General features: G+C 71.1%; 18 protein-coding genes. 8 read left to right on the forward strand and 10 right to left on the reverse strand.

The window, feature by feature from the left end:
• Nucleotides 1–36: 36 nt before the first annotated feature.
• Both BLQ91_RS21020 and BLQ91_RS21025 read left to right on the forward strand, forming a co-directional pair.
• Nucleotides 37–780, forward strand: a complete 744-nt coding sequence (locus tag BLQ91_RS21020) for a DUF4397 domain-containing protein (RefSeq protein WP_176959868.1) — start codon at nucleotides 37–39, stop codon at nucleotides 778–780.
• A complete protein-coding gene (locus BLQ91_RS21025) occupies nucleotides 780–1304 on the forward strand; it encodes a class F sortase (protein WP_245733702.1) in 525 nt (174 codons plus the stop codon). Before BLQ91_RS21020 ends, BLQ91_RS21025 begins: the two co-directional genes overlap by 1 nt.
• Here BLQ91_RS21025 and BLQ91_RS21030 read toward each other — a convergent pair.
• From BLQ91_RS21030 to BLQ91_RS21050, 5 genes are read right to left on the reverse strand one after another with little or no spacing between them, the layout of a single operon-like run.
• Nucleotides 1276–1911 (reverse strand): ABC transporter ATP-binding protein, encoded by a 636-nt coding sequence (locus BLQ91_RS21030; protein ID WP_245733703.1) that lies wholly within the window; start codon nucleotides 1909–1911, stop codon nucleotides 1276–1278. The genes BLQ91_RS21025 and BLQ91_RS21030 overlap by 29 nt on opposite strands.
• On the reverse strand, nucleotides 1893–2795 hold the full coding sequence (locus tag BLQ91_RS21035; protein WP_245733704.1) for an ABC transporter ATP-binding protein: 903 nt from the start codon (nucleotides 2793–2795) through the stop codon (nucleotides 1893–1895). Before BLQ91_RS21035 ends, BLQ91_RS21030 begins: the two co-directional genes overlap by 19 nt.
• The gene (locus tag BLQ91_RS21040) at nucleotides 2789–3673 is read right to left on the reverse strand and encodes an ABC transporter permease (RefSeq protein ID WP_090098928.1); all 885 of its coding nucleotides are present in this window, start codon (nucleotides 3671–3673) and stop codon (nucleotides 2789–2791) included. Before BLQ91_RS21040 ends, BLQ91_RS21035 begins: the two co-directional genes overlap by 7 nt.
• Nucleotides 3666–4640 (reverse strand): ABC transporter permease, encoded by a 975-nt coding sequence (locus BLQ91_RS21045; RefSeq protein ID WP_218130346.1) that lies wholly within the window; start codon nucleotides 4638–4640, stop codon nucleotides 3666–3668. The genes BLQ91_RS21040 and BLQ91_RS21045 overlap by 8 nt, the downstream gene beginning before the upstream one ends.
• Nucleotides 4637–6202, reverse strand: a complete 1566-nt coding sequence (locus BLQ91_RS21050) for an ABC transporter substrate-binding protein (protein ID WP_090098930.1) — start codon at nucleotides 6200–6202, stop codon at nucleotides 4637–4639. Before BLQ91_RS21050 ends, BLQ91_RS21045 begins: the two co-directional genes overlap by 4 nt.
• Before the next feature lie 112 nt (nucleotides 6203–6314).
• Here BLQ91_RS21050 and BLQ91_RS21055 point away from each other — a divergent pair, with 112 nt between their 5' ends.
• Entirely contained in the window at nucleotides 6315–6497 is a 183-nt protein-coding gene (locus BLQ91_RS21055) for a zinc transporter Slc39a7 (protein WP_090098932.1), read from the forward strand.
• Here BLQ91_RS21055 and BLQ91_RS21060 read toward each other — a convergent pair.
• Nucleotides 6494–8197, reverse strand: coding sequence for an IlvD/Edd family dehydratase (locus tag BLQ91_RS21060; protein WP_090098934.1), 1704 nt, complete (start codon nucleotides 8195–8197; stop codon nucleotides 6494–6496). The two genes, BLQ91_RS21055 and BLQ91_RS21060, sit on opposite strands and share 4 nt — an antisense overlap.
• A gap of 46 nt (nucleotides 8198–8243) precedes the next feature.
• Entirely contained in the window at nucleotides 8244–8696 is a 453-nt protein-coding gene (locus tag BLQ91_RS21065; RefSeq protein ID WP_090098936.1) for a MarR family winged helix-turn-helix transcriptional regulator, read from the reverse strand.
• Between the two features lie 60 nt (nucleotides 8697–8756).
• On the opposite strand from BLQ91_RS21065, the gene BLQ91_RS21070 reads away from it, so the two are divergent.
• Complete coding sequence (locus tag BLQ91_RS21070) at nucleotides 8757–9125, forward strand: VOC family protein (RefSeq protein ID WP_090098938.1); 369 nt, start codon at nucleotides 8757–8759, stop codon at nucleotides 9123–9125.
• 11 nt (nucleotides 9126–9136) lie between these two features.
• Here BLQ91_RS21070 and BLQ91_RS21075 read toward each other — a convergent pair whose 3' ends face one another.
• A complete protein-coding gene (locus BLQ91_RS21075; RefSeq protein ID WP_236224743.1) occupies nucleotides 9137–9541 on the reverse strand; it encodes a MerR family transcriptional regulator in 405 nt (134 codons plus the stop codon).
• A gap of 43 nt (nucleotides 9542–9584) precedes the next feature.
• Between BLQ91_RS21075 and BLQ91_RS21080 the strand changes: the two genes are divergently transcribed.
• Nucleotides 9585–9788 carry a hypothetical protein gene (locus tag BLQ91_RS21080; RefSeq protein ID WP_218130347.1) on the forward strand — a complete coding sequence of 68 codons (204 nt, stop codon included), beginning with the start codon at nucleotides 9585–9587 and terminating at the stop codon, nucleotides 9786–9788.
• A gap of 99 nt (nucleotides 9789–9887) precedes the next feature.
• Nucleotides 9888–10217 carry a DUF6292 family protein gene (locus BLQ91_RS21085; protein WP_143022743.1) on the forward strand — a complete coding sequence of 110 codons (330 nt, stop codon included), beginning with the start codon at nucleotides 9888–9890 and terminating at the stop codon, nucleotides 10215–10217.
• Nucleotides 10218–10283: 66 nt separating this feature from the next.
• Here BLQ91_RS21085 and BLQ91_RS21090 read toward each other — a convergent pair whose 3' ends face one another.
• Together BLQ91_RS21090 and BLQ91_RS21095 are read right to left on the reverse strand one after the other, a co-directional pair.
• A complete protein-coding gene (locus BLQ91_RS21090; protein WP_090098942.1) occupies nucleotides 10284–12437 on the reverse strand; it encodes an MMPL family transporter in 2154 nt (717 codons plus the stop codon).
• Nucleotides 12438–12442: 5 nt separating this feature from the next.
• Nucleotides 12443–12994, reverse strand: a complete 552-nt coding sequence (locus BLQ91_RS21095) for a TetR/AcrR family transcriptional regulator (RefSeq protein ID WP_090098945.1) — start codon at nucleotides 12992–12994, stop codon at nucleotides 12443–12445.
• A 229-nt stretch (nucleotides 12995–13223) separates the two neighbouring features.
• Here BLQ91_RS21095 and BLQ91_RS21100 point away from each other — a divergent pair, with 229 nt between their 5' ends.
• Complete coding sequence (locus BLQ91_RS21100) at nucleotides 13224–13514, forward strand: DUF1905 domain-containing protein (protein ID WP_090098947.1); 291 nt, start codon at nucleotides 13224–13226, stop codon at nucleotides 13512–13514.
• 232 nt (nucleotides 13515–13746) lie between these two features.
• Nucleotides 13747–14079, forward strand: coding sequence for a putative quinol monooxygenase (locus tag BLQ91_RS21105; protein ID WP_090098948.1), 333 nt, complete (start codon nucleotides 13747–13749; stop codon nucleotides 14077–14079).
• Nucleotides 14080–14128 lie beyond the last annotated feature (49 nt).

The following is a 14128-nucleotide window of genomic DNA, read 5'->3' on the forward strand; positions in this document are numbered from 1 at the left end:
TATCGTTGTGGGCGTCCGATGAGGGGAGGGGTCTGCGTGCGAGTGCTCGCCGTAGTGCTGTTGTTGCTGCTTTCCGCCACGCCCGCGCACGCCGCAGCGGGCACGTACCTGCGGCTCGGGCACTTCTCGATGGACCAGGCCCGCGTGGACGCCTCACTCGACGGTGTCGAGCTCGGCACCCTCGACTACGCCGACCTCCACGACTACCGCCGCGTCGAACCGGGCGAGCACGTCGTCGAGTTCCGCGCGGCCGGCTCCGATGCCGGCAGCCCGGTGCTGCGGTCGGTGCTCGTGCGGGCCGGGGCGGGCAAGGCGTACACGGTCGTCGACATCGCGTCGTCGATGAAGGTGCTGGAGGACGACGTCAACCTGCCGCCGAACGGGCAGGCGCGGCTGCGGGTGATCAACGCGGGCGACGCCGAGATGGACCTCCTGCGCGGCAGCGTGTTCGTGCACCGCGGTGTGCAGCCGACCTCGGCCACCGGCTACGTCATGATGCTGCCCGGCTCGGACGCCCTGCAGGTGCTGCCGCGCGGCAAGGACTCGACGAGGCTGGAGGCGACGCTGGAGAGCGGCGCCGTCTACTCGTTGCTGGTCAGCGCCCGGCGCATCGAGCTGCGCACGGACGCCAAGGGTGCCGAGGTCGTGCCCGGCGGCGGCCAGGAGACCGGCTTCGGCGGCATGGCGGGTGGCTGGGACTGGGTCACGGCGCTGGTCATCGCGCTCATCGTGGGCATCGCGATGCACTCGGCGCGCGGCAGGCTGTTCCGGTTCGGCTGATGGCCAGGGGCAAGCTCCTCATGGGGGCGGCGGTGCTGGTCACGCTGATCTACGTGGTCAAAGGGCCCGGCGGGGACGAGGTGCCGGAGCCCGTCACGGTCCGGATCCCGTCGATCGGCGTCGAGACGTCCCTCGAAGCGCTGGACGTCGACTCCTCCGGCGCGCTGGAGCCGCCGACGCGCGCGGACAAGGCCGGGTGGTACGCCAAGGGCGTCGCGCCGGGTGACGCCGGGCCCGCGGTGATCTCCGGCCACGTCGACTCGAAGACCGGGCCCGGCGTGTTCTTCCGGCTGCCCGAGCTCGAGCCCGGAGCCGAGGTGCTGGTCGAACGCGAGGACGGCAGCAAGCTGACGTTCGTCGTGAACAACTCCTACTCGACGCAGAAGACGGCGTTCCCGACGGCCGTGGTCTACGGACCGGCACCGTTGTCCGAGCTGCGGCTCGTGACGTGCGGCGGGGAGTTCGACCGGGTCGCCGGCAGCTACCGCGACAACGTCATCGTGGAAGCGGTGCTGAAAGCCTGACCGTCTCGTCCGCCCACCGCGCGAGCAACGTGGCGTCGTGCGAGATCGCCAGCACCCCGGCGCCGGATTCCCGCTGGTAGGCGCGGATCACGCCGACCAGCGCGGCCGTCGTGGAGGCGTCCAGCATCGTCGTCATCTCGTCGCAGATGAGGTAGCGCGGCTTCAGCGCCAGCGCGCGGGCGAGGCAGGCGCGTTGCAACTGGCCGTCGCTGACCTCGTGCGGGCGGCGGTCCAGCAGGTCGCCGGTGAGCATGACCAGGTCGGCGAGCTCGGTGACGTCCCCGCCCCGCAACGGCTCCGCGATCGCCTGGCGCAGGGTGAAGCGCGGGTCGACCGAGAGCCGGGGCTGCTGGAACAGCACGCCGATCTTCGTGCGCTGGGTCGCCTTGAACCGGAAGCCGGTGACCGTCTCGCCGTCGATCTCCACGGTGCCCGAGAAGGGCTTGTGCAGCAACGCGAGCACGCGCGCCACAGTGGACTTGCCCGAACCGCTCGGGCCGGCGAGGCCGGTCGTCCGTCCCGGCTGGACGGTCAGGCTGACGTCGGTGACCACCGGGTCGCGGTAGCCGGCGGTGATGCCGGTGCCGGTCAGCACGGGCGGTGGCACGCGACGGCGTGCGGGTCGTCGGTGAGCACGGGGCGGTCCTCGCAGACGGCGGTGGCCTGCGCGCAGCGCGGGGCGAACGCGCAGCCCGCCGGCAGGTCGGTGAGCAGGGGCGGCTGGCCGGGGATGGGCAGGAAGTCGCGTTCGGGCAACGCGTTGGCGAGCCCGCGGGCGTAGGGGTGCCGGGAGTCGTCCAGCACCGCGTGGGCCGGGCCGACCTCGACGATCCGGCCCGCGTACATCACCGCGATCCGGTCGGCGACCCGGTGCGCCGCGGCGAGGTCGTGCGTGATCAGCAGGACGGCGTGCCCGTCGTCGACGAGCCTGCGGAACTCGTCGAGCAGCCCGTCGACGAGGTCGCGGTCGAGCCCGGTGGTCGGTTCGTCGGCGATCAGCAGCGGCGGGTCGCCCACGAGCGCCAGGGCGTTCGCCACGCGCTGCGCCATGCCGCCGGACAGCTCGTGCGGGTAGCGGTCGAGGTGCTCGGGCAGCAGACCGGCGCGTTCGGCGGCCTTGCGCGCGTCGCCGCCGAGGACGCGGGCGGCTTCCTCGAGCTGCGAGCGGGCCGTGCGGACGGGCGTGAGGTGGCTCGCGGGGCTCTGCGGGATCAACCCGATCCGCCGGCCGCGGATGGTGGTCGCGAGCTCGTGATCGCTCGCCGCGAGCAGGTCCACGTCACCGAGCCGCGCGCTGCCGCTGGTCTCGGCGTTGCCGGGCAGGAACCCGAGCAGCGCCGACGCCAGCACCGTCTTGCCGCAGCCGCTCTCCCCGACCAGCGCCACGCACTCGCCGGGCCTGATCCGCAACGACACGTCGTTCACGGCCTCGACGGTCGCGCCCTGGAGCGCGAACCGCACCGACACCCGGTCGATCTCCAGGTTCACCACGTCAGCTCCGTGCGCCGCTTGGGGTTCAGCCGGTCCCGCCACACGCCGCTCGCCCCGGACACCGCGAGCGTCGTGATGATCAGCAGCAGTCCGGGCGCGAGCGACATCCACCAGCCGCCGGTCAGCAGCGACCGCTGGGCGTCGTTGATCATGTTGCCGATGCTGGCCGCGTGCGGCGGCAGGCCGAGGCCGAGGAACGACAGCGCCGTCTCGTGCCACACCGCGTGCGGCACCATCAGCGTGGTCGCGAGCAGGATCTGCGGCGCCACGTTCGGCAGCAGGTGCCGCGTCAGCACCCGCAGCCGCGAGGCGCCGCCGACGATCGCCGCGTCGATGAACGGCCGGGTGCGCAGCGACAGCACCTCCGAGCGCACGATCCTCGCCGCGGTGAGCCAGTGGGTCAGGGCGATCGAGATGATCACGGCGGTGAGGCTGGGCCGCAGGACCGCGACGATCACGATGCCCAGCAGCAGGTGCGGTACCGAGGCGATCGCGTCGACCACGCGCATCAGGACCCGGTCGAACCAGCCGCCGACGGTGCCGGCGAGCGCGCCGACCGCCGTGCCGACGACCGCGGAGATCACCGCGGCCACCAGACCGACCGTCAGCGAGACCCTCAGCGCGTAGACGCAACGCAGCAGCACGTCGCGGCCGAGCTCGTCGGTGCCGAACAGGTGCGCGGCGGACGGCGGCCGGTTGGCGACCGCGAGGTCGACGTACTGCTCGTTGAGCTCCACGACCAGCGGGACGACCAGGACGGTCAGCGCGACGAGCACGAGGATCGCCGCCGAGGGCAGCAGCCGCCACTTCGGGGAGCGCGGCGGGCTCGCGGCGGTCAGGCGGCTGCGCGGAGCGGGACGCCAGGTCAGGTCAGCCATCGAGCGCCACCCTCGGGTCGGCGAGCGAGTACAGGACGTCGGCCAGCAGGTTGCCCAGCAGCACCACGCCCGTCGCCATCACGGTCAGCGCGCCCAGCAGCGCGAAGTCGACGTTCAGCGCCGCCTCGACGGTCGCGCGTGCGATGCCGGGCCACGAGAACACCGTCTCCACCAGCAACGCCCCGGTGATCAGCTCGGGCAGCCGCGCCCCGAGCAGCGTCAGGAACGGCAGCAGCGAGGTGCGCAGAGCGTGCCCCGACACCACCAGGTGGTCCGGGAGGCCGCGAGCGCGAGCACCGATCACGTGGTCCTGCGTGAACGACTCGAGGAGGTTCTGCCGCACGAACAGCACGAACCACGGCGCCTGCGAGATCGCCAGCACCGCCACCGGCAGCACCATGTGGACCGCGACCCCGCCGGCGGACACCGGTTCGGACCCGGACGTCACGCCACCGCCGGGCAGCCACCGCAGCTGCAGCGCGAACACGTACAGCACCGCGAGCCCCACCCAGAACACCGGCGCCGCCTCCAGGGCGTAGCAGCCGCCCGTGATCAGCCGGTCGAGCCACGTGCCCTGCCGCCACGCCGCGAACGTGCCCAGCAGCAGCCCGAGCAGCAGGGCCAGCGTGAAACCGGCCGACACGAGCAGCACCGTCCACCCGAGACGGTCGCCGATGACCTCGGACACGGGCTGCTGCAACGACAGCGAGTCGCCCAGGTCGCCCGTCACCGCGTGCCGCAGCCAGGCCCAGTACTGCGCGACGACCGGTTCGTCGACGCCCCAGTTCTCCCGCAGCTGGGCCACGCGCTCGGGCGAGGCGCCGATGATCCGCACGCCGAAGTAGCGTTCGACGGGGTCGAAGGGGGAGGCCTTCGCCAGCACGAACAGCGCGAAGCTGACCACGAGCAGCACGGGGACCGCGAAGGCCAGCCGCCGCAGGGCCAGCCGGCCGATGGACCGGGTCACGACTTCGGCGTCCAGCGCTCGAGGTTCCACCACACCGCGTGCACGAGGCCGTGGTCGTGCGGCTCGACCTGGGTCTCCTGGCCGTTCCACCTGTCCCGGATGACGTACGTGTGGTCGAGGAATACCAGGAACGCCCAGCCCGGGTCGGCGGAGTAGGCCTTCTGGAACTCGTCGTAGGCCTTCTTGCGGGCCGCGGGGTCGAGGCTGCGGCGGGCGGTGTCCAGGGCGGTGTCCACAGTGGAGTTGCGGTAAAGCGTCATGTTGACGTAGCCGTCCTGGCCCGCGTACTTGCTGTGCAGCAACGTGTACGCGGCCGTGTCCGGGTCGTACGGGTCACCGCCACCCCACACCGACGCCGCTTCCTCGCGGCGCTGCAGCATGGTGTCGAACGTCGTCGCCTCGACGGGCGCGTCGATGCCGAGCTTCGCGATGTCGGACGCCGTGGCGAGCGCCAGCTCCTTGCGCAGCACGTCCGGGGCGGGGTAGAGCACGGGCAGCTTCGCCGGCTGGCCGTCCTTGGAGCGCTTGCCGTCCGCGCCCTTGCGCCAGCCCGCCTCGTCGAGCAGCTTCTCCGCCTCCGCCACGTCGTACGGGAACGCGGAACCCTCGTCGTACCAGTCCTTCAGGTGCGGGGAGATCGGAGTGGACGCGGGCTTGCCGGAGCCCGCCAGCACCGCGTCGATCATGGCCTGGCGGTTGATGCCGAGGTTGATCGCCCGCCGGACCTGCGGGGAGGAGGTGAGCGGCAGCTCGGACGGGATTCCGAGGCCGCGGTAGTCCGCCGACGGGTTCTGCACGACCTTGTACCCGGACCGGTCGCGGTAGGTCTGCGCGAGCTTCGGGGGCAGCACCGTGCCGTCGAACTCACCGGCGGCCATGCGGGTCGCGCGGGCGTTGTCGTCGGCCACGAAGACGACGGTGACGGTTTTGACCGCCGGTGCGCCGCCCCAGTACTTCTCGTTGGCCTTCAACACCATCCGGTCGCCCTTGCGCCACTCGGCGACGGTGTACGGGCCGCTGCCGACCGGGGCGGTGTTGAACGGCGCGCTGTTGATGTCGATGCCGGAGAGCTTGGCCGCGGGCACGATGCCGAGCGCGAGCTGCTGGGCGAACGGCGCGTAGGCGTACGACAGCTTGAACTCGACCGTGCTGTCGTCGGTCGCCACGACGTCGGTCAGCGCGTCGAAGCGCGTGGCGATCGTGGAGTTCACCTTCTTGTCCAGCACGGATTTGTAGGTGAACACGACGTCCTGGGCGGTCACGGGCGTGCCGTCGGAGAACGTGACGTCCTTGCGGAGCTTCGCCGTCCACGTCAGGCCGTCCGCCGACGCCTTCGGGAGCTCCGCGGCCAGCGCGGGCTTCAGCGCCAGCGAGGCGTCGCGCGCGACGAGGCCGTCGAAGATCTTCGCGGCGCCGTCCGGGGCGTAGCCGAGCACGGGGTTGAGGTTCTCGGGTTCGCTGCCCGCGCCGATGACGATCGACGTCGCCGGTGCGGTGGTGGAGCCGTCGGGTGACGTGCACCCCGCCAGCAGAACGAGGGCCAGCAGAGCCGCGCGCCGCATCCAGTTCCTCCCCAGGTTGCCGTGTTGCCTGGGGTAGCTAACAGCAATGATGTTGCAATAGGCAAGATCTGGCGTCAGTGCGCTCCAGGGGGACTCATGCCAACATCAAGTCATGACCAACGGAGTGCACACCCACGAGCACAGCCACGGTGACACGACTCACTCGCATCCCCACGGGGAGCACACGCACGAGCACGTTGAACACGAGCACACCCACACGCACGGCGGCGAGACGCACTCACACACGCACGTGCACGACGCCGGACACGTCGAGGAGCACGAGCACTCGCACTAATGCGACTCGCGAGCGACGTCGCTGCCGCTGGAGCCGACCAGGAAGTCGAGGTCGGCTCCGGTGTCGGCGCCCAGGACGTGGTCGACGTACAGGCGTTCCCAGCCGCGCTTCGGTGAGGCGAACGCCCTGGCCATCGCCTCGCTCGGGGTGCGCCGCGCGAAGTCCGGCGCCTCCACGTCGATCCGCCGGTTCGCCACGTCGAGCACGATGACGTCCCCCGTCCGGACCAGCCCGAGCGGCCCGCCCGCCGCCGCCTCCGGCGCCACGTGCAGGACGACCGTGCCGTAGGCCGTGCCGCTCATGCGCCCGTCGCAGATCCGCACCATGTCCCGCACGCCCTGCTCGAGCAGCTTCTTCGGCAGCGGCATGTTCGACACCTCGGGCATGCCCGGGTAGCCGCGCGGGCCGCAGCCCCGCAGCACCAGCACGGAGTCCGCGTCCACGTCGAGGTCCGGGTCGTCGACGCGGGCGTGGAAGTCCTCGATGCTGTCGAACACCACGGCCCTGCCGCGGTGCTGCAGCAGGTGCGCCGACGCGGCCGCCGGCTTGACCAGAGCCCCCGATGGCGCCAAGTTGCCTCTCAGCACCGCGATCCCGCCCTCGGCGATGATCGGCTCCGCGCGGGTCCTGATCACCTGCGGGTCCCAGATCGGCGCGTCATCGAGGTGCTCGGCGAGCGGCCGGCCCGTGACCGTGAGCGCCGCGGGGTCGAGCAGGTCGCGCACCTCCCGCAGCACGGCCAGGAGGCCGCCCGCGCGGTGGAAGTCCTCCATCAGGAACCGGCCCGCCGGCTGGAGGTCGACGAGGAGCGGCACGCCCGAGCCGACGCGGTCGAAGTCGTCGAGCGTGAGGTCGACGCCGAGGCGTCCGGCGATGGCGAGCAGGTGCACCACGGCGTTCGTGGACCCGCCGATCGCAGCCAGCGCCACGATCGCGTTGTGGAAGCTGGCCTTCGTGAGGAACGTGCTGGGCCTGCGGTCCTGCTCGACCAGCTCGACGACGAGGCGGCCGGTGGCGTGCGAGGCTTCGAGGAGCCTGCTGTCCGCCGCAGGGGTGCCCGCGACACCGGGAACGACGGTGCCCAGCGCCTCCGCGACCAGTGCCATCGTCGACGCCGTGCCCATCGTGTTGCAGTGGCCGCGGCTGCGGATCATCGCCGACTCCGAGCGCGCGAACTGCTCCTGCGACAACGTGCCCGCGCGCACCTCCTCGGACAGCCGCCAGACGTCCGTGCCGCACCCGAGCGGGACGCCGCGGAACGTGCCGGTCAGCATCGGTCCGCCGGGCACGACGACCGCCGGGATGTCGACGGACGCGGCGGCCATCAGCAACGCCGGGATCGTCTTGTCGCACCCGCCGAGCAGCACCACGCCGTCGACCGGGTTGGCGCGCAGCATCTCCTCGGCGGCCATCGCGGCCATGTTGCGCCACAGCATCGCGGTGGGGCGCACGTTGGTCTCGCCGAGCGACACCACGGGCAGGTTGAGCGGGATGCCACCAGCCTCGTACACGCCGTGGGAGACGGACTTCGCGATCTCGTCCAGGTGCGCGTTGCACGGGGTGAGGTCGGAGGCGGTGTTGGCGATCGCGATCTGCGGCCGGCGGAACGCGTCGTCCGGGGTGCCGCGGCGCATCCAGGCCCGGTGGATGTAGGCGTTGCGGTCGTCCCCGGCGTACCAGTGCTCGCTGCGAAGTCCCACTGCGCCTCCTCGCGGTCCCTCCCGACCATAACCGGGGAGGCAGGCCTCAGACACCGCCGTCGCGCAGCGAATCGACCATGCTCCGCAGCGCCCGGAACGCCGCCGACCGCTCGGCTTCCGCCATCCCGGACAGCATCCGCACCTCGACGGCCCGGACCGCCGCGGACGCCTTGTCGAGCTTCCGCCGGCCGCGGGGCGTGAGCCGGGTGGGGAGGACCTTCCCGACGGGCGCCTCCGCGGGCCTGGTCACGTCGCCGTCCCGCTCCAGGGCCTGCAGCAGCACGTTCATCGACTGCCGCGTGACGAACGCGCGCCGTGCCAGTTCGGAGTTCGACAGGCCCGGTCGCTGGGCCAGCAGTTCGAGGCAGGAGTAGTGCGTCACGGTCATCCCGAGCGGCCGCAGCACCTTCTCCATCTCCGCGCGCAGGACGCTCGACGCCTCCTTCAGCAGGTACCCGAGCGACGTGTCCAGGTCGATTCCGGCGTCGTCTTGACTCATGTCAGGATTCTGACATAGCCTCTGCCATGTCAGAAAACTGACACATATGGAGGAGACACCATGCCCGTCACCGGTCCCGACTTCCTCTCGCTGCAGGCGCGCGACCTCGACGCCTCGCGGGCGTTCTACGAGCGCTACCTGGGTCTCGTCCGCTCACCGGCCGGACCTCCGCACGCGGTGGTCTTCGAGACGAAGCCGATCGCGTTCGCCCTGCGCGACGTCGTTCCCGGCACGGACCTCGCCTCGGCCTCCAGGCCCGGGATCGGTGCCGCGATCTGGCTGCACGCCACGGACGTCCAGGGCATCCACGACGCCTTGGCCGCCGACGGGCACGCCATCGTCTCGGCGCCGGTCGACGGCCCCTTCGGCCGGACCTTCACCTTCGCCGACCCCGACGGCTACCACGTCACGCTGCACGACCGCGCCTGACCGGCGGGCGACTACATCGGCAGGTCGGGTGGGAGCTGCAGCGCGATGGTGATCAGCGAGTGCACGCGGTTCGCGATCACCGCCAGCAGGCCGTGCATCTCCGGAGACGCCGCGTCGGCCGCCTCTTGGAGCGTGCGCAGGTCCGTGTCGATCTGCCCGAGCACCGCCGCGGTGTCGGCGGGGCCGGCGGCGAACGCGCGGGCGATGTCCTCCAGGGGCAGCCCGTGGACCTCCAGGCGCTGGACGAGGTGGATGCGGTCCACGTCGTCGGCGCGGTAGAGGCGGTAGTTGCTCGCGGTCCGCTGGGCGGGGCTGATCAGGCCCAGCGTCGTGTAGTAGTCGACCGTGCGGATGCTCACGCCGGCACGGGCGGCGAGCTCTCCGATCTTCAGCAGCGATTCGGACAAAGCGGTCACCTCCCTCAGTCAACCGTACAGTGCTACGTGTTACTGTCGAAGTATGCCTGAAGGAGCCGGCGCGGAGGGCCGCAGCACGTTCCTGCTGCTGATCGACGGCAGCCTCATCGCCGAGGGCTTCGACCAGCACATCCCGAAGGGGTACGTGTGCGGGCCGATCGCGTTCTCGGTGTTCGTGGAGTTCCTGAACCTGCGCATGCGCGCACGGCGCAACTCCAAGCCGGTGGAACTGCACGGACATACGTGAAGAACGATTGACGTTTGCACGCTCCCCACCGGGGTAACCGCGCCCTGCGTCAAGCAGTCGGCGCTGTTGCCCCGGTGAGCGGAGGGTGGTGGCGACGTGATGGCGCAAGTGCTCGACTACGCGCTGAGGGTCACGCGGGAACTCGGACTGAGCGGCGAGTCCTCCTGCATCGATCGGGAGAAGCCCCTGCGCGTGTACATCGCCGTGGACGGCAGCCTCCCCGACCACCCCGGCAGCGACGTGGCCCTGCTGTGGACCGAGGGACACGGGTGGGCGATCGCCGTCGAGGACGGTGCCGAACTGGCCGTGGTGGCCCAACTCGCCGGAGCGGTGGAGCCGCCACCGCGGACGGTGGCCCGGTGGGTGAGGCGCCAGTTCTCCACAAGCCGCTCGCCCGTCTCCATGACGCGGACCGGACACGTGGCCTGACAGACGAAAAGATCCGCCCTCACCCAAGACACACGGGTGAGGGCGGATCTCTGTCCACCGGTTCGGTTAGACGGTGACCGGCTCCTGCTGGTCCTTCTTCTCGATCTCGTCGAGCGCCGTGCCTTCGACGTCGAGCTCCGGCAGCCACCGCAGCCACTTCGGCAGCCACCAGGCGCGCTCACCGATCAGGGCCAGCGCGGCCGGCACGAGCACCATGCGGACCACGAACGCGTCCACGAAGATGCCCACCGCCAGGGCGAAGGCGATCGACTTCACGGTCGGCTCGCCCGCCGGGACGAAGCCCGCGAACACCGAGAACATGATCAGCGCCGCGGCCACGACGACCGGGGCCGCCTGGCGGAAGCCCGTGGTGATGGCCTCGATCGGCCGGGCGCCGCGGTGGTGCGCCTCGTGCATCCGGGACACCAGGAAGATCTGGTAGTCCATGGCGAGCCCGAACAGGATGCCGATCACCAGGATCGGCGTGAGGCTGATCAGCGGGCCGGTGCCGTCGAGGTTGACCGCGTCGGCGAGCCAGCCCCACTGGAACACCGCGACCGTCGCGCCGAGCGAGGAGCCGATGGTGAGCAGGAAGCCGAGCACACCGACGACCGGCACCAGCAGCGAGCGGAACACGAGGACCAGCAGCACGAGCGCGAGGCCCACGACGACCGCGAGGTAGATCGGCAGCGCGCGGTCCAGGGACGTGGCCACGTCGACGCTCACCGCGGTGGCGCCGGTGACGTAGGCCTTGCCGCCGTCCAGGTCGGACAGTTCGGCGCGCAGGTCGGCGACGAGCTGCTCGGTCTCCGTGCTGTCCGGGCCGGACTTCGGGATGACCGTGACCATCGCGGACCCGCCGTCCTGGCTCGGCTGCGGGGGCGTCACGAGAGCGACGTCGGACAGCTTCGAGATCGGCTCGGCCGCCTTGCCGGCGATGGCGGCGGCGCCGTCCCCCTCGACCAGGACGATGATCGGGCCGTTGAAGCCCTCGCCGAACCCCTTCGCGAGGATCTGGTTGGCGCGCTCCTGCGTGGAGCCGGCCGGCGGCTGCTGGATCAGCGTGGTGTCCATGGACGCCACGGGGATCGAGACGATGCCGAGCGCCACGACCGAGAGCAGCAGCGCGACGAGGCGGTTGCGGGTGATCGCACCGGCCCAGCCGGTGATGACGCCGCGGTCCTTGGGCTCGGCACTCGCGGCGCCGCGCTCCTTGCGGGTCAGCACGCGGCGGCCGAGCAGGCTCAGCACCGCGGGGACCAGCGTGATGGCGATCAGCACGGCGACGACGATCGTGGCCGCGGCCGAGACGCCCATCTGCGTGAGGAACGGGATGCCCGCGATCGCGAGGCCCACCAGCGCGATCACGACGGTCAGACCGGCGGTGACGACGGCCGAACCGGCGGTGCCCACCGCGGTCGCGACGGCGTGGCCGACGTCCGAGCCGCGGCGCAGCTCCTGGCGGTAGCGGTTGATGATGAACAACGCGTAGTCGATGCCGACCGCGAGACCCAGCATCGAGGCGAGGATCGGCGTGGTCGACTGCAGGTCCATGAACCCGGTCGCGATCGTGATGCCGAGCGTGCCGATGCCGACGCCGATGCCGGCGCTCAGCAGGTTCATGCCCGCGGTCACGAGCGAGCCGTAGGTCAGCGCGAGCACGACGAGCGCCAGCACGACACCGATGGCCTCGGTCGGGCCTCCGACGTGCGGCGTCTCCTGCATCGCGGTGCCGCCGACCTCGACGGTCAACCCGGCCGCGCGGGCCTTGTCGACGGCCTTGAGCAGGTCGGCGCGCTGCGCGTCGGTGACCTCACCGGGCTTCACTTCGTAGGTGACGGTGCTGTAGCCGACGTCGAGGTCCTTGTTGACGCTCGGCGCGGCCGGGTCGAGCGGGTTCGTCGCCGACCGCACGCCCTGCAGCGCGGACTCGTCCGCCACCAGGTCGGTGATCGTCTTGACGTGCTGCGGCAGCTTCTGCCCGGCAGGAGCCTGCAGGACGACCCGCGCCGACGCGCTCTCGCCCGTGCCGAACTTCTCCTGGATCCGCTCGAGCGCGGTCGTCGACTCCTGGCCCGGGATGGACATCGAGTTGGACGTCTCGCCGCCGAGCGTGAAGGCCCCCACCCCGGAGCCGACCAGCACGAGGAGCCAGAGCAGGATGACCGGAAGGCGGTGCCGGTGCGCACCCCTACCCAGTCTGTAGAGCAGTTTCGCCATGGTGGTCAGGCCTCCCGGTGCCCGAGTGCGTCATAACAGGTAGCGAGGATCAAGGGGCGCCACAGCGTCTTGTCACCCTCCTGGTTGGCCAGCAGGGTGAGCACCGCCATGGCGCTGAGCGCGCCGACGATCCGGATGGCGCGCGGCAGTTCGGTGGTCGGGTCGATGACGAACATCTCGTTGAGCAGCAGCTCGTCCTGCGCCTGCTGGGGGTCCTCGCCGGGCGCCGTCATCGACCGGAACAGCAGCGAGACCATGCCCGGCCGGTCGAGCGCGTAGTCGGTCAGCAGCTCGACCGACCGGCGCTCGCGAGCGGGTCCCGCCGGCATGTCCGAGACCAGCTCGAGCACGTGCCGGCAGATGACGCGGCTCTGCTCCCACGCCGCTTCGAAGAGAGCTTCCTTGCTCGGGAAGTGGTGCAGCAGGCCGGCCTTGGACAGGCCGACGGCGTCGGCGAGGGCCTTCACCGAGGTCTGCTCGAAGCCGTGCCGCGCGAAGAGCGCGGCGGCGGCGTCGAGGATCCTCTCGTCGACCCCGGCCCTGGGCTGTCGTGGCATGTCCTCGACTTTACGGTGTTCACCAACCGATTCGGTAGGTAAACCGACCGAAGTGGTCGGTGGCGTTCGTCACCATAACGGGTGAGCGACCGCGCTGAAGTCGGCTGGTCTGGTGACTGACGGTGACGGCGGGGTGGATGTACGGCATGGCGAAGAGCCGGCCCTCGCGGTTCGACGAACTGCTTCCACGTCAGCGCACCGCTGTGAGCGTGGCTGCGAGAATGGCCGGATGTTCGTCTTCGACGCGGAGCTGTGGCTCTGGGACGCCCGCCGCATGGACACCTGGACGTTCGTGACGCTGCCCGAGGACGTCTCGGACCAGATCCGCGACATCGCCACGCCGGGTGCCGGGTTCGGCTCGGTCAAGGTGCGGGTGGGCGTGGGCGCCAGCACGTGGTCCACGTCGGTGTTCCCGGACAAGCAGTCGGGGTGCTACGTGCTGCCGATCAAGGCGGCCGTGCGCAAGAAGAACGACATCAGTCCCGGGGACGTCGTCGAGGTGACGGTCGAGGTCGTCTAGCGGGTCCGGTCGATGTCGGCGCAGATAGCGGCGCGGTCGCTCGCGGCGTGCACCTCGCCTGTCATGGTTTCGTAGACCTCCCAACGGTTTCGCGTCCGCGGACCGCGCCACACGCCTTGCGGACGCGCGGGTCGGCGGCCTCGCAGGGGAGGAACACGGGTGGGTACCGCGTGAACAGGTCGTCGACGCGCAGGCGGTCTAGGCTCGGACAGATCAGCTCGAGGAGGCCGTCTTGATCTTCATCACCGCCAAGTTCCGCGTCCTGCCCGAGCACGCCGAGGCCTGGCCGGAGCTCAGCAGGAGCTTCACCGAGGCCACCCGTGCCGAGCCCGGCTGCCTGTGGTTCGACTGGTCGCGCAGCCTCGACGACCCGAACGAGTACGTGCTGGTCGAGGCGTTCCGCGACGGCGACGCCGGTGGCGCGCACGTGCGGTCGGAGCACTTCAGGACCGCCCAGGAGGAACTGCCGCGCTACCTCGCCGAGACGCCGCGCATCGTGAGCCAGGTCGTCGAGCAGGACGGCTGGTCGGAGCTCGGCGAGATGGAGGTTGCGCCACGCGGGTGAGCCTGGCCCGGATCGTGTGGCGCACGGGAGTTCCTCCGCTGAGGATGGC

This window comes from Lentzea jiangxiensis, assembly GCF_900104175.1.
GTDB classification, from domain to species: Bacteria; Actinomycetota; Actinomycetes; order Mycobacteriales; family Pseudonocardiaceae; genus Lentzea; species Lentzea jiangxiensis.